20 protein-coding genes are annotated in these 19137 nt (G+C 43.1%); 19 read left to right on the top strand and 1 reads right to left on the bottom strand.

The genetic code is table 11. From position 1 onward, the window contains the following. The first annotated feature begins 47 nt into the window (after nucleotides 1-47). The 10 genes from def (at nucleotide 48) to spoVM (ending at nucleotide 9205) form a co-directional block, all read left to right on the top strand. Nucleotides 48-533, top strand: coding sequence for a peptide deformylase (gene def, locus IOC57_RS04045; RefSeq protein WP_207437514.1), 486 nt, complete (start codon nucleotides 48-50; stop codon nucleotides 531-533). Continuing rightward, nucleotides 530-1489, top strand: a complete 960-nt coding sequence (gene fmt, locus IOC57_RS04040; RefSeq protein WP_207437513.1) for a methionyl-tRNA formyltransferase — start codon at nucleotides 530-532, stop codon at nucleotides 1487-1489. Before def ends, fmt begins: the two co-directional genes overlap by 4 nt. After that, nucleotides 1476-2828, top strand: coding sequence for a 16S rRNA (cytosine(967)-C(5))-methyltransferase RsmB (rsmB, locus tag IOC57_RS04035; protein WP_207437512.1), 1353 nt, complete (start codon nucleotides 1476-1478; stop codon nucleotides 2826-2828). The genes fmt and rsmB overlap by 14 nt, the downstream gene beginning before the upstream one ends. Then, nucleotides 2828-3922: a dual-specificity RNA methyltransferase RlmN gene (gene rlmN, locus IOC57_RS04030; protein ID WP_063231900.1), complete on the top strand. Its 1095-nt coding sequence runs from the start codon at nucleotides 2828-2830 to the stop codon at nucleotides 3920-3922. Before rsmB ends, rlmN begins: the two co-directional genes overlap by 1 nt. A 4-nt stretch (nucleotides 3923-3926) precedes the next feature. After that, nucleotides 3927-4676 (top strand): Stp1/IreP family PP2C-type Ser/Thr phosphatase, encoded by a 750-nt coding sequence (locus IOC57_RS04025; RefSeq protein WP_207437511.1) that lies wholly within the window; start codon nucleotides 3927-3929, stop codon nucleotides 4674-4676. A gap of 5 nt (nucleotides 4677-4681) precedes the next feature. Further along, the gene (gene pknB, locus IOC57_RS04020) at nucleotides 4682-6715 is read left to right on the top strand and encodes a Stk1 family PASTA domain-containing Ser/Thr kinase (RefSeq protein ID WP_207437510.1); all 2034 of its coding nucleotides are present in this window, start codon (nucleotides 4682-4684) and stop codon (nucleotides 6713-6715) included. A gap of 23 nt (nucleotides 6716-6738) precedes the next feature. After that, nucleotides 6739-7620 carry a ribosome small subunit-dependent GTPase A gene (gene rsgA, locus IOC57_RS04015; RefSeq protein ID WP_207437509.1) on the top strand — a complete coding sequence of 294 codons (882 nt, stop codon included), beginning with the start codon at nucleotides 6739-6741 and terminating at the stop codon, nucleotides 7618-7620. 1 nt (nucleotide 7621) lies between these two features. After that, nucleotides 7622-8269: a ribulose-phosphate 3-epimerase gene (gene rpe / locus IOC57_RS04010; RefSeq protein ID WP_207437508.1), complete on the top strand. Its 648-nt coding sequence runs from the start codon at nucleotides 7622-7624 to the stop codon at nucleotides 8267-8269. Nucleotides 8270-8349: 80 nt separating this feature from the next. Next, on the top strand, nucleotides 8350-9003 hold the full coding sequence (locus IOC57_RS04005; RefSeq protein WP_207437507.1) for a thiamine diphosphokinase: 654 nt from the start codon (nucleotides 8350-8352) through the stop codon (nucleotides 9001-9003). A 121-nt stretch (nucleotides 9004-9124) separates the two neighbouring features. Continuing rightward, nucleotides 9125-9205, top strand: a complete 81-nt coding sequence (spoVM, locus tag IOC57_RS04000) for a stage V sporulation protein SpoVM (protein WP_034313769.1) — start codon at nucleotides 9125-9127, stop codon at nucleotides 9203-9205. A gap of 190 nt (nucleotides 9206-9395) precedes the next feature. Here spoVM and rpmB read toward each other — a convergent pair whose 3' ends face one another. Continuing rightward, nucleotides 9396-9584: a 50S ribosomal protein L28 gene (rpmB, locus tag IOC57_RS03995; protein WP_034313767.1), complete on the bottom strand. Its 189-nt coding sequence runs from the start codon at nucleotides 9582-9584 to the stop codon at nucleotides 9396-9398. A gap of 252 nt (nucleotides 9585-9836) precedes the next feature. Between rpmB and IOC57_RS03990 the strand changes: the two genes are divergently transcribed. The 9 genes from IOC57_RS03990 (at nucleotide 9837) to fabG (ending at nucleotide 19135) form a co-directional block, all read left to right on the top strand. Then, nucleotides 9837-10199: an Asp23/Gls24 family envelope stress response protein gene (locus IOC57_RS03990; protein WP_048684651.1), complete on the top strand. Its 363-nt coding sequence runs from the start codon at nucleotides 9837-9839 to the stop codon at nucleotides 10197-10199. 18 nt (nucleotides 10200-10217) lie between these two features. Further along, entirely contained in the window at nucleotides 10218-11888 is a 1671-nt protein-coding gene (locus IOC57_RS03985) for a DAK2 domain-containing protein (protein WP_207437506.1), read from the top strand. Between the two features lie 208 nt (nucleotides 11889-12096). Continuing rightward, nucleotides 12097-12759 (top strand): L-serine ammonia-lyase, iron-sulfur-dependent subunit beta, encoded by a 663-nt coding sequence (sdaAB, locus tag IOC57_RS03980; protein ID WP_207437505.1) that lies wholly within the window; start codon nucleotides 12097-12099, stop codon nucleotides 12757-12759. Between the two features lie 37 nt (nucleotides 12760-12796). Continuing rightward, nucleotides 12797-13681, top strand: a complete 885-nt coding sequence (gene sdaAA, locus IOC57_RS03975; protein ID WP_207437504.1) for an L-serine ammonia-lyase, iron-sulfur-dependent, subunit alpha — start codon at nucleotides 12797-12799, stop codon at nucleotides 13679-13681. Then, a complete protein-coding gene (gene recG / locus IOC57_RS03970) occupies nucleotides 13678-15729 on the top strand; it encodes an ATP-dependent DNA helicase RecG (RefSeq protein ID WP_207437503.1) in 2052 nt (683 codons plus the stop codon). Before sdaAA ends, recG begins: the two co-directional genes overlap by 4 nt. Nucleotides 15730-15848: 119 nt before the next feature. Then, entirely contained in the window at nucleotides 15849-16406 is a 558-nt protein-coding gene (gene fapR / locus IOC57_RS03965) for a transcription factor FapR (protein ID WP_207437502.1), read from the top strand. Between the two features lie 24 nt (nucleotides 16407-16430). Beyond that, nucleotides 16431-17420: a phosphate acyltransferase PlsX gene (gene plsX, locus IOC57_RS03960; protein WP_207437501.1), complete on the top strand. Its 990-nt coding sequence runs from the start codon at nucleotides 16431-16433 to the stop codon at nucleotides 17418-17420. Nucleotides 17421-17447: 27 nt separating this feature from the next. Then, on the top strand, nucleotides 17448-18395 hold the full coding sequence (gene fabD, locus IOC57_RS03955; protein ID WP_207437500.1) for an ACP S-malonyltransferase: 948 nt from the start codon (nucleotides 17448-17450) through the stop codon (nucleotides 18393-18395). Next, nucleotides 18395-19135 (top strand): 3-oxoacyl-[acyl-carrier-protein] reductase, encoded by a 741-nt coding sequence (gene fabG, locus IOC57_RS03950; protein WP_207437592.1) that lies wholly within the window; start codon nucleotides 18395-18397, stop codon nucleotides 19133-19135. The genes fabD and fabG overlap by 1 nt, the downstream gene beginning before the upstream one ends. The last annotated feature ends 2 nt before the right edge of the window (nucleotides 19136-19137 follow it).

Here is a 19137-nt window from a genome sequence, read left to right as displayed (position 1 = left end):
TATATAATGAAGTGTTGTTTTTCATATCTAGGAGGGTACCTTTAATTTTGGCTATTTTACCGATTGTTTTGTTTCCTGAAAAAATTTTACAACAAAAATGCGATAAAGTAACAAGTTTTGATAAAAAGTTGGCAAAGCTGTTAAATAACATGTATGAAACGATGGTGGAGGCGGATGGCGTTGGACTTGCAGCACCTCAGGTTGGCGTGAAAAAGCAAGTGGCCGTCGTTGAAATAGAGGAAGGATCAGGTGCAATCGAACTGATTAATCCGGTAGTGCTGGAAATCGATGGCGAACAGACTGGTGTGGAAGGATGCTTGAGCTTCCCGAGTTTATATGGTGAAGTTTCGCGTCCATATCGTGTCAAAGTTCGGGCACAAGACAGAAAAGGGTCTTTTTTCGAGATAGAAGCGGAAGACTTCCTCGCAAGGGCCCTTCAACACGAAATCGACCATCTGCAAGGAGTTTTATTTACAAGTAAGGTTTCCCAGTATATTTCGGAAGAAGAGTTAGAAAGGTTTGGAGAAGAATGACAAAAATTATTTTTATGGGTACACCGGACTTTTCAGTTCCGGTATTGAAAAGAATCATTGATGAAGGGTATGATGTGATCGCTGTTGTCACACAGCCCGACCGTCCAGTAGGACGCAAAAAGGTGCTAACGCCACCGCCAGTTAAGGTCGAAGCCGAAAAGCAGGGGATTCCCGTTTATCAGCCCGAAAAAATACGTGAAAAAGAAGAACTTGAAAAGATCATTGCATTGAATGCTGACTTAGTGGTGACGGCGGCTTTCGGACAAATCCTTCCGAATGAATTGTTGGATGCCCCTAAGTACGGTTGTATTAATGTACATGCCTCCCTGCTTCCTGAACTGCGTGGAGGGGCACCCATCCATTATTCCATTTTACAGGGGAAAGAAAAGACTGGGATAACCATCATGTATATGGCGGAAAAATTAGATGCCGGTGATATATTGTCTCAGGCCGCAGTTACTATAGAGGAAGAAGACAATGTCGGTACACTGCATGATAAATTAAGCAAGATAGGGTCGGATTTACTTGCAGAGACACTTCCGAAACTTATTAATGATGAGTTACAGGCGATCAAGCAAGATGAGGCTAAAGCGTCTTTTGCACCTAATATCAAACGGTCGGAGGAAAAAATCGACTGGTCGAAATCAGGGGAAGACATCTATAACCATGTACGCGGCCTGAATCCTTGGCCTGTTGCTTATACAACCTTAGACGGTTCGATATTGAAAATTTGGCAAGTAAAGAAACTTGAAGACGGCAAACAGGCCTTGCCGGGCACGGTCATTGATATACAAAATGATGGTTTCATCGTTTCGACAGGTAATGAGACGGCAATACTAGTAACAGAAGTGCAGCCTTCAGGAAAGAAAAAAATGCTGTCGAAAGATTACTTGCTCGGAGCCGGGGCGTTCATTAAAGCAGGCATGAAGTTAGGAGAACATAATGAAGCAAACTAAAAAGGGAGTACGTGAAATCGCTCTCGATATTTTGGAATCTGTAGAGAAAAACCAATCCTACAGTAACCTATTATTGAACAACTTGATTAAAAAGCACCAGTTATCCGCCGTGGACAGCGGTTTGCTTACAGAAATAAGCTACGGTACCATTCAGCGGAAGATGACTTTGGATTATTATTTGGGACCGTATATTAAACAACCTAAAAAAACGCAAAGCTGGGTCATCAACTTACTCAGACTTTCCGTTTATCAAATGGTCTATTTAGACAAAGTGCCTGATCATGCAATCATATTCGAGGCTGTCGAAATATCCAAAAAGCGCGGTCACAAGGGTACATCTTCCATGGTGAATGGTGTGCTTCGTAATATTCAAAGAAATGGTGTTCCTTCTTTAGATGATATTAAAGATGAACTGGAACGGCTTTCCATAGAAGTAAGTCATCCAATTTGGTTGGTCAAGCGTTGGGTAGAGCAATTTGGTTATGAAAAAACCAAGGAAATGTGTGAAATAAACTTAACGGCACCATTACAGACGGGACGGGTTAATTTAAAGAAGATTTCACGCCGTGAACTAATCAGCATATTAACGGAAGAAGGATTTGATGTGGAAGCAAGTGAAGTCGTTCCTGAAGGAATTGTCAGTTATAAAGGGAATCTTGCTCATTCAGAAAGCTATAAATTGGGATATTTATCTATTCAGGACGAGAGTTCAATGCTTGTAGCACATGCATTGGGTGCGAATGAAAATGATGCTGTACTTGATTGCTGTGCTGCACCTGGAGGGAAAACGACACATATCGCAGAAGGCTTGACCACTGGACAAGTATATGCCCTCGACCTTCATGAGCATAAGGTCAAGCTCATTAAAGAGCAGGCGGAGCGCCTGAAACTCAGAAACAACATTAAGACAATGGCCCTTGATAGCAGAAAAGTGCAAGAACACTTTAATAAGGAAGGGTTTGACAGGGTCCTGATCGATGCACCATGTTCTGGGTTGGGAGTCATGCGCCGGAAGCCTGATGTAAAGTACACTAAAACAAAAGATGATATAATGAAACTCTCAAGTATACAAAAACAATTATTGGAATCGGCTGCCCCGCTTGTTAAGCAAGGCGGGAGGTTAGTATATAGTACCTGTACGGTGGATAAAGAAGAAAATGAAAAAGTCGCTGCGGCATTTTTGGAAAGCCATCCGGATTTTGAAAGCGATGCAACCTTGTCCACAAGAATGCCTGAAAGCGTTCAGCCATTTATCGAAGGTCATACGCTGCAAGTTTTTCCGCAATATTTTAGCAGTGACGGATTCTTTATTGCGAGTTTTAGAAAGAAGGTGCTGTAATGGCAGAAATAACTAAATCATCAAGAGTAAGAAAAGACACGACACCTGAAAAGCCATCGATCTACTCATTAGAGCTTCACCAAATTAAAGAATGGCTTATTCAAAATGGAGAGAAGGCATTCCGTGCCGATCAAGTATATGACTGGCTTTACAAAAAGCGTGTCTCCAGTTTTGAAGATATGTCCAACCTTTCGAAAACATTACGGGATAAGCTGGAATCACAATTCACCTTCACAACATTGAAAACGTTGATTCAGCAAACGTCAAATGACGGAACGATAAAGTTTTTATTTGAACTCCATGATGGATATTCGATTGAAACGGTGCTGATGCGCCATGAATATGGAAACTCCATTTGCGTGACAACGCAGGTAGGCTGCAGAATTGGCTGTACATTCTGTGCGTCGACACTTGGCGGTTTAAAGCGGAATCTTGAATCAGGGGAAATTGTTGCCCAGGTCGTTAAAGTTCAGCAAGCACTTGACGAATCGGAAGAACGCGTTAGTTCTGTTGTTATCATGGGAATCGGTGAACCGTTTGATAACTATGACAATATGATGTCTTTCCTGAAGAATATAAACCATGAAAAGGGCTTGAACATCGGGGCACGTCATATTACCGTTTCCACAAGTGGAATCATACCTAAGATCTATAAGTTTGCCGAAGAAAGCATGCAAATAAACTTTGCTGTTTCCCTTCACGCACCGAACACGGAATTGAGAAGTAAATTGATGCCGATCAATAAAGCCTACAAACTTCCAGACTTGATTGAAGCCATTAAATACTATACAGAAAAAACAGGGCGCCGCGTAAGTTTTGAATATGGTCTATTCGGTGGCGAAAATGATACAGTGGAGCACGCAGAAGAATTAGCAAATTTAATAACCGGAATAAAATGCCATGTCAACTTAATACCGGTCAACTATGTACCTGAACGCAACTATGTACGTACACCTCGGGATCAAATTTTTGAGTTTGAAAAAACATTGAAGAAGCGCGGCATTAATGTAACGATCAGAAGGGAACAAGGCAGTGATATTGACGCAGCCTGCGGCCAGCTTCGGGCCAAGGAGCGCAAAGAAGAGACGAGGTGACCCTATGAGGGCAATATTTAGGACAGACCGTGGAAAAGTCCGCCAGCATAATGAAGATAATGGCGGGATCTTTAAGAACTCGGAAGGCATTCGCCTTGCCATCGTTGCAGATGGCATGGGCGGCCACCGTGCCGGGGATGTAGCCAGTGCAATGACGATAGACCTTCTGAAAAAGGGCTGGGAAGTATCCACCGGCATCGAAACGGCAAATGATGCCGAGGATTGGCTGAAGCAGCAAATCTTCTTGGTCAATCAGTTGCTTTTTGAACATGCAGAAGCGAATACGGAATGTAAGGGCATGGGGACCACTATTGTTGCAGCCATTTGCACAGACAAGTTTGCTACCATTGCCAATATTGGGGACAGCCGATGTTATTTGTATAATGAGAGTGGTTTTAAGCAGGTCACGGAAGATCATTCACTTGTTAATGAACTGGTCCGTTCCGGGCAGATTTCGAAGGAAGATGCAGAAAACCATCCACGGAAAAATGTTTTATTACGAGCCTTGGGAACGGAAATACAAGTGGAAATGGACATTTTGACGGTTATCTTCGAAGAGAATGATTTACTATTGCTCTGTTCGGATGGTTTGACGAATAAAGTGAGTGAACAGGAACTGGAAGAAACGGTAACCAATGGACGGCCACTTGAAGAAATGGCCAATTCATTAATAGATAAGGCCAATCACTACGGTGGGGAAGATAATATCACACTTGTGCTTGTTCAATTTACTGAAGAAAGTGAAAGCAGGTGAATTGAATGTTGATTGGTAGAAGAATCAACGGCCGTTATAAACTGATCGAGATGGTCGGCGGCGGCGGTATGGCGAATGTTTATCTTGCAAGGGATATGATCTTAGATAGGGATGTTGCATTGAAAATCCTTCGCATGGATTTTAATAATGACGAAGAGTTCATCAAGCGCTTCAATCGGGAAGCCCAATCGGCAACCAGTTTGGCCCATCCAAATATCGTAAGTATTTATGATGTTGGTGAAGAAGATTCCATCTATTATATTGTAATGGAGTACGTGGACGGTTTTACGCTTAAGCAGTACATACAAAAATATTATCCAATCCCAATTGATGAAGCCTTGGATATCATGAAGCAAATAACGGCAGCGATTTCCCATGCCCATCATAATGGGATCATCCATCGTGACATCAAGCCACAGAACATTTTGATTGATAAAGAAGGAACCGTCAAGATTACGGACTTTGGAATTGCATTGGCCCTAAGTGCAACAAACATAACGCAGACCAACGCAGTCTTGGGCTCGGTTCATTATCTATCTCCTGAACAGGCCAGAGGCGGTATGGCCAATAAGAAATCCGACATTTATTCACTTGGAATCGTCATGTTTGAATTATTGACGGGGAGATTGCCTTTTTCGGGTGAATCAGCCGTTTCGATAGCTCTTAAACATTTACAATCGGAAACTCCTTCGCCAAAACGCTGGAACTCTGAAATACCTCAGAGTGTGGAAAATATTATCTTGAAAGCGACAGCCAAAGATTCATATTACCGCTATGAGAGCGTGGACTCAATGGAAGATGACATGCGGACGTCGCTTAATCCGGAGCGTTCAAATGAACTGCCTTTTGCGATTCCCGAAGATCATGATGCAACAAAAGCCATCCCCGTCATAACGGATGATCAACTTTCAAGCATCGATGAGACAATCATTAGGGGTCCTGAAAAAAATACATTAGTCTATGCGGACGAAGAAGAAAGTGAATCAGAGGCAGAGAGTAAATCGAAAAAGAAACAGAAAAAACAAAAGAAACAGAAGAAACAAAAAAGTAAGTCGGAACACAAAGGTAAAAAACGAAAGAATATGCCTGCCATCTTGGTAACCACCTTTTTGGTTCTCGCCCTGCTTGCTGTTTTATCTGTCACTGTTTTACCTCCTCTCCTTGTTTCGAAGGAAGTGACGATCCCTGACCTTAAAGGGAAAGAATTGGATGATGCCATTACTGATCTGCTTGAATTGGATTTGGAAATTGGAGAAACGATCGAGATTGAAGATGAAGAGGTTGAAGCTGGGCTTGTGATTAAAACCAACCCTAAGGAAGGTAAGACGGTCAAGGAAGGCGCAGAAATCGATATTTATCAAAGTATTGGTAAGGAGACGATTTCATTGTCCAGCTATGAAGGTCGAGACTACTCTGATGTTAAATCCCTGCTTGATAAAATGGGATTCAAAAACATAAGCGTGACTGAAAAATATGATGACAGTGCTGCCGGCACGATCATAGAACAATCGCCTTCGGGTGCCACTGAAATCATACCATCCGAAACGGAACTTGAGTTAACGGTCAGTAAAGGGGAAGATCTGCTTAGCTTGAAGAACTTAACGGGGTTCAATGAAGCTGGCCTTAATGATTATTCAAGTGAGAGTGGAATAAAGGTTGAGGTCGAAGAAGAAGTCTATGATGATTCCGTAGCAGAGGGGCTTGTTATTTCTCAGTCACCGGAACCTGCAACGAAGGTGGAAAAGGGAAGTACTGTGAAAGTAGTCCTTTCAAAAGGGAAAGAAGAGATTCCTCCTAAGAGTGTAACGGAGGAAGTTAAAATCGAGTATGAACCGGTTGAACCAGGCAAAGCGCAAAAAATACAAATTTTCATTGAGGATATCAATAATAGCATGACGGAGCCCAAAGAAACTTTCTTTATCGTGGAAAATGCCAATAGAACGATCGAATTAATGGTTTCCCCGGATAAGAAAGCAGGATATAAAGTCATGCGGGACAATCAGGTCATCATCGACCAAGCCGTCTCTTATCCAGAATAAATCTAATAATTAGGAGTGTGGTTATGCCCGAAGGAAAGATTATAAAAGCATTAAGTGGATTTTATTATGTCCTTGATGGTCAAGAGGTATATCAATGCCGCGGACGGGGATTGTTCAGGAAGAATAAGATAACGCCACTTGTGGGTGATTATGTGGTTTTTGAAGCGGAAAATAAAACGGACGGGACCGTGACCGAAATAAAACCGCGAAAGAATGAATTGATACGTCCGCAAATCTCCAATGTAGACCAGGCAATCCTTGTCTTTTCGGCAGTAGAACCTGATTTCAGTCCAGGCTTGCTTGATCGATTTCTCGTGCTGATCGAAGATAACGAAATCGAACCCATTATCGTCGTGACGAAACTGGACTTGGTTACTGCTGAAAACCAAAAGAAATTGTCCCAGTATATCAAGGATTATCAGAAACTTGGCTATACTGTACTGGAGACATCTTCAGTTACAGCAGGAGGAATTGAAGAACTGGTGCCGTATTTAGAAGGAAAAACCAGTGTATTTGCCGGTCAGTCCGGAGTTGGGAAATCGTCTTTGCTGAATGCGATCAATCCTGAATTGGCTTTAAAGACGGATGATATTTCTTCACACCTGGGACGTGGGAAGCATACCACCCGCCACGTTGAATTGATTCATATTGGCTCTGGACTTGTCGCGGATACTCCAGGATTCAGTTCACTCGAATTCATGGAAATGGAAGCTGAACGGTTATCCTATTGCTTCCCGGAAATGCATAAGCATGGGGAAGACTGTAAATTCCGGGCCTGCCTCCATGATAAAGAACCGAAGTGTGCAGTGAAGGAAGCGGTTGATGTCGGGGAAATTCCACGTTACCGATATGAGCATTATATGCAATTCTTAGAAGAAATCAGAGATAGAAAGCCGAGGTATTAAAATGGTTAAAATCGCACCCTCCATTTTATCAGCTAACTTTGCAAAATTGGGAGAAGAAATTCTTGATGTCGAAAGAGGCGGAGCGGATTTAATCCATGTAGATGTCATGGATGGGCATTTCGTTCCGAATATTACAATAGGCTCACTAATTGTCGATGCTATCCGACCGGTGACAAAGCTTCCTCTTGATGTTCATTTAATGATCGAACAGCCCGATCGTTATATCGAAGCTTTTGCGAAAGCGGGAGCCGATTATATAACTGTACATGTAGAGGCATGCACTCATTTGCATCGGACGATCCAATTGATTAAATCTTTTGGTGTGAAGGCAGGCGTGGTGCTTAATCCAGCCACTCCAGCTTCCTTGATCCAACCTATAATCGCAGATATTGACATGGTATTGTTGATGACGGTTAATCCGGGTTTTGGCGGGCAAAAGTTCATTAAATCCGTACTGCCCAAAATTGCCGAAGTGAAGGTGATGGCAGGAATGTATAATCAGAATTTAGAAATAGAGATTGATGGCGGAGTAAATGAAGAAACGGCTAAACTATGTATTGAACAAGGGGCGACAGTCCTGGTGGCCGGCTCGGCAATATATAATCAAGAAGATCGACACGCAGCGATTAAAAAGATCCGGGGAAAGTGATATAAGCCGACACTATCATATTCGTATGGTGGTGATCGGTTTTTTTTATCAATTGAATTATATAGAAAAGGATGATTTAGATGATTATTAGTATAATGGCTGGAGGTCCTGAATGTCTTTGGCCGGATCTTACATGGTATAAGGAGAAGACTGATCTTTGGGTCGGTGTTGATAGGGGGGTATGGTCCTTGCTTGAAAAAGGTATCGAACCTAAGTGCGGTTTTGGGGATTTTGATTCAGTTTCGGAAGGTGAATATAAGAAGATTGAGCAAAGGCTGGAAAAAATCAATCTATATTCTTCGGAAAAGGATGAAACGGATTTAGAAATCGCATTTAAATGGGCATTAGGGCAAATGCCAAATGAAATTCACATTCTGGGTGCTACAGGGGGGAGAATGGACCATTTTCTTGGAAATATCCAGCTGCTCCAAAAAGAAAGTGTCCTCCCTTACCATGGCGATATAGATATATACATAGTTGATCAGCAAAATATATTCACAGTAAAGACTGCAGGTTCATATGAGGTCACTGTATTGAATGATAAGAAATACTTGTCATTGCTTCCTGTAACGGCGGAAGTCACCGGCATTACTCTTTCGGGTTTTAAATATCCACTGAATGATGCAAGTTTGCAAATAGGATCGACGCTTTGCGTTAGCAATGAACTAATTTCCGAATCTGGGAATGTTTCATTTGAGAAAGGCATATTAATGGTGATAAGAAGCAGTGATTAAAATTCATGCTTAGAGCAGATTCGGATATAATTACGATCATCCTATATCCGCTTAAAAGCTTATGTTGTAATAGAAAAATTCCACTTCATCTTATTTGTGGGATGCAAAGAGGAGGGGCATGATGAAATTTTATACGATTAAATTGCCAAAAGTTCTGGGCAGTTTGGTAAGGGCTATGCTCGGAGCGTTTAAAAAAGGCTGATACTTATCTCCATGACACCTCTCGAATATAGGGAGGTGTTATTTTTCGGAAAATGATAGCGGCGGCCCTCCATTAATGGGTGAAGGCTTCCTTTCTTGATGCGGGCTAGAGCTGATCAATGAATTGTAACCATCCCCATTAAATACCGGCCAATACAAGTAAAAAGGCATCCTAAGAGGATGCCGTAACATTATACGCGTTCTACTTTGCCCGATTTAAGAGCTCTTGCAGAAACGTATACACGTTTAGGTTTACCGTCAACTAAAATACGTACTTTTTGAAGGTTAGCGCCCCATGTACGCTTGCTAGCGTTCATTGCGTGAGAGCGGCTGTTACCAGAACGAGTTCTTCTTCCAGTGATTACACATTTACGTGCCATGTTAAATTCCCTCCTAACTACAACAAGCTTAAGTTTTTCGCAGTCGTCTTAAGTCTTTGTAAAATACTTTAATAATTTATCATACCTACCGTTAGAATGCAATACTTCAGTTAATTACTTTCAAGAAAAATACCTTGACATACATACTTCAAAATTGAATTATATATAGTACCGTAGACATTTACTTTTAAAACCATAGACATTATAGTAAAATGTCTTTAGTTGATTTGATTTTTTGGGAGGGAAAAGAAAATGTCTATCGAATTACAAACGAAGTATGGACAAATTGATATCTCTAATGATGTTATCGCTACTGTAGCAGGCGGTGCAGCCGTGGATTGCTACGGAATTATAGGAATGGCTTCCAAAAAACAATTTAAAGACGGCATTGCCGAAATTTTAAGAAAAGAAAACTTTACAAAGGGTGTAATTGTCCGACAAGAAGAGGAAGAAGTTCATATCGATATGTATATTATCGTAAGTTATGGAACGAAAATCTCGGAAGTTGCACATAATGTGCAATCAAAGGTAAAGTACACTCTGGACAAAACTGTAGGATTAGCTGTTGATTCCGTTAACATTTTTGTACAGGGAGTTCGTGTGACGAACCCTTAAGTATAGGAGGAAAGTTTTGTGTCAATTACAAGTTTAAACGGAAAACGCTTTGCAGAAATGATCATTCAAGGTGCCAACCATTTAGCGGCTAATGCCCAAATGGTTGATGCGTTGAATGTTTTCCCTGTTCCTGATGGAGATACAGGAACGAATATGAATTTATCGATGACTTCGGGAGCGAAGGAAGTGCAAAATAACGTCCAGGAACACATCGGGAAGGTGGGTACGTCCCTATCAAGAGGACTGCTGATGGGCGCACGCGGCAATTCGGGAGTTATCCTATCGCAACTGTTCCGCGGTTTTGCTAAAGCGATTGAACATAAATCGGAAATCAATAGTGAAGAATTTGCCCAAGCTTTTGAAGCAGGGGTTCAGACAGCTTATAAAGCTGTTATGAAACCTGTTGAAGGAACCATTTTAACAGTTGCAAAAGATGCAGCCAAGCAAGCGGTTTCATCAGCAGCCGAGCATGTGGACCTTATTCAGGTAATGGAAGAAATCGTTACGGAGGCCAATGCTTCATTAAAGCGCACACCGGATCTACTTCCAGTCTTAAAAGAAGTGGGAGTCGTTGATAGCGGCGGGCAAGGGTTGGTATTTGTTTATGAAGGTTTCCTTGCTGAGCTGAAAGGTGAAGCCCTTCCAGTCCGATCTGCAAATGGCCCAAGCATGGATGACATGATCAGTGCCGAACATCACATGAATGTACAAGGGCATATGAACACGGAAGATATCGTGTATGGCTACTGCACGGAATTCATGGTCCGGTTGGAAAGTGAAAAACTTGCGAATGAATCTTTTGATGAAGAAAAATTCAGGAATGATTTAAGTGAATACGGAGATTCTTTATTAGTCATCTCAGATGATGAAGTTGTCAAAGTACATATTCACTCTGAACAGCCTGGCACGTGCCTGAATTATGGACAGCAATATGGTAGTTTAATAAAAATGAAAATCGACAATATGCGTGAACAGCATACTGCGATTGTAGGTGATACGAATACACCGCTTCAAACTAAACCGTCCACCAAAGAGAAGTACGCTGTAGTGTCAGTGGCGATGGGGGCTGGCATCAGCGAATTATTCAAAAGCATCGGCGCTAAGTCCGTGATCGAAGGCGGACAAACGATGAATCCTAGCACGGAGGATATCGTTAAAGCTGTCGAAGAGTCACATGCAGATCATGTGATTATCTTGCCTAACAATAAAAATATCATCATGGCGGCCAATCAGGCAGCAGATGTACTTGGGGATCATGTGACTGTTATCCCGACGAAAACAGTACCGCAAGGAATGGCTGCATTGTTGGCTTTCAACCCTTCACTTGATGCTGAAGAGAATAAAAAAGCGATGAACGAAGCCCTTTCGCATGTGAAAACGGGCCAGATTACTTATGCTGTCCGGGATACCAACATTGATGGTCTTACAATCGAGACCGGGGACTTCATGGGAATTGCTGAAGGAACAATCAAAGTGAAGGATAAAGATATGACACAAGCGGCAAAAAATCTTCTCTCCCATATGATTGATGAAGATTCAGAAATCCTTACCATTTTATATGGAGAAGATGCCGCTGCTGAAGATGTCGAAGGTCTTGTTGCGTTTTGTAATGAGAATTTCGAAGACGTTGAAGTTGAAGTCCATAATGGGAAACAACCTTTATATTCTTTTATTTTTTCAATTGAATAAGTAGAGGGCCTTGAACATAGAGGAGACTTATTCGTCTCTATGTTTGGAGTGTCATGAAAAAAATAAAAGGCAATAAACTGCATATGTCATTAGGCTATGCAGTTTTATTTTTATGAAAAAGAAGGATTACGGACAGCGTAATTGTAATTACAATATATCAAGCTTTATTATTAAACTAACTCCCAGTGTGTAGAAGGAGGAGCAAATCATGAAATTTAGAAGTGTATTCGATATAATAGGTCCTGTCATGATCGGCCCCTCTAGTTCCCATACAGCAGGAGCTGCAAGGATCGGTAGGGTTGCCAGGAATTTATTCGACCGGGAACCAAAATGGGCCCATATTTCTTTTTACGGATCGTTTGCCAAAACATATAAAGGCCATGGAACGGATGTAGCGATTGTAGGAGGCTTACTCGATTTTGATACATTTGATGAGAGAATCAAAGAATCTCTGGAAATAGCACGCAAAAAGAAACTGAAAATTACTTTTCGGGAAGAAGAAGCTGTACCGGAACATCCCAATACAGCAAAAATAACAGTTGGTGATGAAGATGGTGAACTGGAACTTGTCGGAATATCGATTGGCGGTGGAAAGATCGAAATCGTCGAACTGAACGGGTTTAAATTAAGGCTCTCCGGGCACAACCCTGCCATACTCGTCGTTCACGATGATCGATTTGGTGCCATTGCCAATGTTTCAAACATATTAGCCAAGCATCAGATCAATATTGGCCAGATGGAAGTTTCCCGAAAAGAGAAAGGGAAGATGGCCTTGATGACGATTGAAGTCGACCATAACCTGGAGGATCACGTCATCGCTGAAATTACAGCACTCCCCAACATCACTCAAGTAGCAAGGATTGTGGATTGATAGGGCAATCGTTTCCACTTAGGAAGGAGAAGAAATCATGTTTCGAAATGTAGCGGAAATAGTAGAATTAGCTGAATCAAAGCAGAAAAAAATTTCAACGCTGATGATAGAACAAGAAATGGAAGTAACAGGAAAAGGGCGTGAAGAAATCATCCACCAGATGGGAGTCAACCTGGATGTAATGGAACAGGCGGTTCAAAAGGGACTTCAAGGTGTACGGTCCGTTTCCGGCCTGACGGGAGGGGATGCGGTCCTTCTTCAGAATTATATTAAATCCGGAAACTCCTTATCCGGTGAACTGCTATTGGATGCGGTAAGCAAGGCCGTGGCAACAAACGAAGTGAACGCAGCCATGGGAACAATTTGTGCGACACCGACTGCTGGATCTGCTGGTGTTGTGCCTGGAACCCTTTTTGCTTTGCAAAACAAATTAAAACCGAATCGGGAACAGAAAATTGAGTTCCTATTTACTGCAGGGGCGTTTGGTTTTGTAGTAGCAAATAATGCATCCATCTCTGGGGCCGCAGGGGGCTGTCAGGCGGAGGTGGGTTCTGCTTCGGGTATGGCAGCTGCAGCCATCGTTGAAATGGCAGGGGGGACACCTGCACAAAGTGCAGAAGCGATGGCTATCACATTAAAGAACATGCTTGGTCTTGTGTGTGACCCTGTTGCTGGGCTTGTGGAGGTACCTTGTGTGAAGCGGAACGCCATGGGTGCAGCCAATGCTATGGTTGCCGCAGATATGGCGTTAGCGGGGATCACAAGCCGTATACCATGTGATGAAGTAATTGATGCGATGTACAAAATCGGGCAAACGATGCCATCGGCTCTTAGGGAAACTGCACAAGGAGGTTTAGCGGCTACACCGACTGGGCGGGAGTTGGAAGCGAAAATCTTTGGCTTACAGCTGAATAAGAAGTGAACTCGACTTTACAGGAATCCATAACAGCAGTAAAAGGAATTGGGGCCGAAACGGCAGCGGCATTGGGGGAAATGGAGATCCATACCGTCGCGGATCTCCTTGAGCACCTCCCATATCGCTATGAAGATTACCGATTGAGGGATTTAGAATCGGTCGAACATGATGAGCGGGTTACAGTAGAAGGCAAGGTTCATACAGTGCCCACGTTAGGGTACTTCGGAAAGAAAAAATCCAGGCTTACAATTAAAGTGCTGACTGGAAGATATTTGATAAATGTCATTTTTTTTAACCAGCCGTATCTGAAGCCAAAGCTTGCGATAGGCGAAAATGTAACGGTAACAGGAAAGTGGGATCGTCATCGCCAAACCATTACAGGTTCGGAATGCCACGTTGGTGATCGTAGCCGGGAGAAAGAGTTCGAACCGGTGTATTCAGTGAAGGGCAACATTACTGTCAAAGGGCTCCGCCGCTTTATCTCCAATGCATTTTCTGAATATGGGACAATGATAGAAGAAAATCTGCCCCCGCAATTACTGGCGGCATACAAGCTGATGCCGCGTGAAGATGCTCTTCGTACCATGCATTTCCCTCAATCGGCCAATGATGTAAAAAAGGCTCGACGCCGTTTTGTATATGAAGAATTTTTATTGTTTCAACTTAAAATGCAGGCACTTCGTAAAGTGCAGAGGGAGCAGTCAAAAGGAATTGGCCAGGAGTTTGACATGGGGCAGCTGGAAGCCTTTGTTGGCACTCTCCCTTTTCCTTTGACGAACGCTCAGAATAGAGTCGTCGAGGAAATAATGAATGACATGAAATCTCCCTACAGGATGAATCGCCTACTTCAAGGGGATGTCGGGTCTGGAAAAACGGTGGTTGCCGCCATATGCCTGAAGGCGACGATTACAGCAGGTTTCCAAGGTGCACTTATGGTCCCGACGGAAATCTTGGCTGAGCAGCATACTCAATCCTTGAAGGCAATGTTGGAACCGAGTGGAGTAAAGGTCGCATTGTTGACAAGTTCGGTAAAAGGCAAAAAGCGCAAGGAACTACTGCAAATGCTAGAATCCGGGGAGTTAGATCTTTTGATAGGAACTCATGCGTTGATACAGGATGAAGTGAATTTTCGGAACCTGGGTCTAGTCATAACGGACGAACAACATCGTTTCGGAGTGGAGCAGCGCCGAATCCTTCGTGAAAAAGGCACAAATCCAGATGTACTTTTCATGACGGCTACACCGATCCCTCGAACACTCGCTATTACAGCGTTTGGGGAAATGGATGTCTCAACGATTGATGAAATGCCTGCCGGGCGTAAAGCGATAGAAACCTATTGGGCGAAACACCAAATGCTAGATCGGATATTAACCTTTGTCGAAAAGGAACTAAAGAAAGGGAGACAGGCTTACGTCATCTGCCCATTGATTGAGGAGTCGGAGAAACTCGATTCTTTACAGAATGTTCTTGATGTTCATGCAATGCTGACACAGTACTTTGCGAACAGGTACAAAGTGGGACTTATGCATGGACGGCTGCCCGCGGATGAAAAAGACGAAGTGATGCAGCAGTTTAGCATCAATGAAGCTCAAATCCTTGTTTCCACGACGGTTGTCGAGGTTGGGGTGAATGTTCCAAATGCAACGGTAATGGTCATTTATGATGCGGAGCGCTTTGGTCTTTCACAGTTGCATCAGTTACGCGGAAGGGTTGGACGGGGGAGTGATCAGTCCTTTTGCATCCTGCTGGCCGATCCGAAAACGGAAGTCGGCAAAGAACGGATGAAAATCATGACCGAAACAAACGATGGTTTTGCCCTTTCTGAAAAGGATTTGGAACTTCGTGGCCCCGGGGACTTCTTTGGTAAAAAACAAAGCGGCCTTCCCGAGTTCAAGGTAGCTGACATGGTCCATGACTACAGGACCCTGGAAGTGGCAAGGGCGGATGCTGCAAAATTGATTGCCTCCCAAAGCTTTTGGCATTACCCGGAGTATGCACCACTACGGAACTATTTAGAGGGAACGGGCGTATTTACGGGAGAGAAACTGGACTGAACTGAATAAACAATCAATAGCAGATTGTGAGATTTTACGCTATATCTTGCAATCTGTTTTTAAAATATATATACTACTATTAGTACCTAGTCATAATACTACGGATGGTGACCTTCAATATGCGGAGAAATAAGAAGGAACGCCAGCAATTATTAATCGAAACGATTAAACAGAATCCTTTTGTAACAGATGAGGAGCTGGCTGAAAAATATTCGGTGAGCGTCCAGACCATTAGGCTTGACCGTCTTGAATTATCGATACCGGAACTGCGTGAACGTATTAAAAGCGTGGCCGAGAAAAAATTCAGTGACGAAATCAGGGCATTGCCTTTGGATGAAATCATCGGGGAAGTAATTGATCTTAATTTAGATGACAATGCAATTTCGATTTTGGATATAAATAAAGAGCATGTCTTTAAGCGGAATGGAATTGCAAGGGGGCATCACCTTTTTGCCCAAGCAAATTCATTGGCTGTAGCAGTCATAAACGATGAATTGGCATTAACTGCGAAAGCATCCATTTTATTTACTCGTTCTGTAAAGGAAAATGAAAGAGTGGTAGCTAAAGCGAGGGTCAAAAACGTGGACCACACCAACGATCGTTCCGTGGTGGAGGTTAAAAGCTACGTGGGTAATGAACTGGTTTTTAAAGGCGAGTTCGAAATGTATCGCTCTTAACTTGCTAGTAAAGGATGAAATAAAATGAAGATAACGATAGACGCAATGGGTGGCGATAATGCTCCCGAGGCACAGGTTTTGGGAGCGATGAAAGCTGTCGAGACTTTTTCCGATGTGGAAATCACCTTGATAGGCAATGAGTCTGAGATTAACCAATACTTAGCGAAACATGGCCGAATAAGGGTTATACATACTGATGAAAAAATATTAAGTACCGATGAACCTGTTCGTGCGGTTCGCCGCAAGAAAGGCGCCTCGATGGTATTGGCTGCACAGCAGGTGGCTGATGGAGAAGCCGATGCTTGCATTTCTTCAGGCAATACCGGGGCGCTAATGGCTGCAGGCCTGTTTGTGGTCGGAAGGATAGAAGGTATTGAGCGTCCGGCATTGGCTCCCACCCTTCCAACAATCGATGGTAAAGGTTTTGTACTACTTGATGTAGGCGCGAACTCCGATGCGAAACCGGAGCATCTCCTTCAATTCGCCATAATGGGTTCTGTTTATGCTCAAAAAGTGCGTGGAATCGAAAAGCCCCGTGTCGGATTACTTAATATCGGAACAGAAGAAAAAAAAGGGAATGAACTGACTAAACATGCCTTTACATTACTGCAGCAATCATCGGAGATATCCTTTATAGGTAACGTAGAGGCAAGGGACCTCCTAAGCGGGCCGGCAGATGTTGTCGTTACGGACGGCTTCACGGGAAATATGGTGTTAAAGACTCTGGAAGGTACTGCTTTGGGCGTATTCAAAATGGTGAAAGCAGCCTTGATGAGCAATCTCAAGAGTAAGTTGGCTGCAGCAATGGTAAAGCCTGAACTAAAAGGCATAAAAAATAAAATGGATTACTCGGAGTATGGCGGTGCTGGCCTATTCGGTTTGAAGGCCCCTGTCATTAAGGCTCATGGTTCTTCAGATGCGAATGCGGTTTATAATGCAATACGCCAGACTCGCGATATGGTTGGAAATGACGTCATATCGACAATTGCGGAGACGATAGAAAAACAACAATAATAAATCATAGAGGCAGGGGAGTAACAAATGGGTAAAATTGCTTTTGTCTTTCCAGGACAAGGATCACAATCAATAGGAATGGGGCATGGCTTATTTCAGGAAAACGAGCGTGCTCAGCAAATTTTTCGGACAGCTGATGAAAAACTTGATTTTTCACTTTCTGAATTGATCTTTAATGGCACACAACAAGAATTAACGGTGACATATAATGCACAGCCTGCTTTATTGACCACGAGTTATGCTTTTGTCAAGGAGTTGGAAGAAGCGGGAATCAAACCAGATTATACAGCCGGGCACAGTTTAGGTGAATATACGGCATTAGTGGCATCTGGTGCAATTTCTTTTGAAGATGCCGTATATACAGTGCGTAAGCGTGGTGAATTCATGGAAGCTGCTGTACCGAATGGACAAGGCTCAATGGCTGCGATTTTGGGAATGGACCGGGAACCTCTATCTGATGTCACTTCTGAAATTACTGCCACAGGTGAATCCGTTCAATTGGCCAATATTAATTGTCCAGGGCAAATCGTGATTTCAGGCACCTCGGCAGGGGTTAAACTTGCCAGTGCAAAAGCCAAGGAAAATGGGGCTAAACGGGCTCTTCCTCTTGAAGTGAGTGGACCGTTCCATTCGGAATTGATGAAACCGGCAGCAGAAAAGTTACAGGGTGTCCTTGATGAAGTAAGCTTCAAACAGGCAGAAATTCCTGTCATTTCAAACGTAACGGCCAGGCCCATTACAGCACCTGCTGAAATAAAAGAAAAATTAATCGAACAGCTGTATTCACCGGTACTTTGGGAGGACAGTGTAAAAAATCTACTTGAATTGGGCGTGGATACGTTCATCGAGGTGGGCCCGGGGAAAGTATTGGGCGGATTGATAAAGAAAATTGATCGTTCCGTTCAAATTCACTCGGTATCCGATATAGATACTCTAAATAAAACTATTGAAACTTTGAAGGGGGTACAAGCATGATCCTCGAAAGTAAAAAAGCACTTGTAACAGGAGCTTCACGAGGCATTGGCAGGGAAGTTGCATTAGAACTTGCCCGTCAGGGAGCAGACGTTGCCATCAACTATTCTGGCAGTGAAGCTAAAGCGAATGAAGTGGTTGATGAAATCAAGGCATTGGGCCGTAAAGCATTCGCCATCCAATGCGATGTTGCAAATAGTGACTCGGTGACAAGCATGATCAAAGAGGTCGTCGAACAGTTTGGCAGAGTGGATATCCTTGTTAATAATGCAGGTATCACACGTGATAACCTATTGATGCGTATGAAAGAAGATGAATGGGATTCTGTGATCAATACGAATCTTAAAGGCGTGTTCCTATGCACCAAAGCGGTTACAAGGCAAATGATGAAGCAGCGCAGCGGCAGGATCATCAATATGGCATCGATCGTAGGCGTCAGCGGGAATGCAGGGCAAGCTAATTATGTAGCGGCTAAAGCTGGTGTGATCGGCCTGACTAAAACCACGGCAAAGGAACTTGCTTCAAGAGGCATTACGGTCAATGCGATTGCCCCAGGTTTCATTTCCACGGATATGACTGGTGAATTGTCTGAAGACGTCCAAAAAGCCATGCTGGACCAAATTCCGCTTGCACGGTTCGGTGACCCTAAAGATATTGCTGCAGTGGCGTCTTTCCTCGCTTCTGAGGCCAGCAAATATATGACCGGGCAAACTCTTCATGTAGATGGCGGCATGGTCATGTAAGT

This window comes from Bacillus sp. SD075 (assembly GCF_017355165.1).
In the GTDB taxonomy this organism is placed as follows: Bacteria; Bacillota; Bacilli; order Bacillales; family DSM-1321; genus Peribacillus.
Note: the sequence above shows the minus strand (reverse complement) of the source record. Positions and strands in the feature narration are given on the sequence as shown.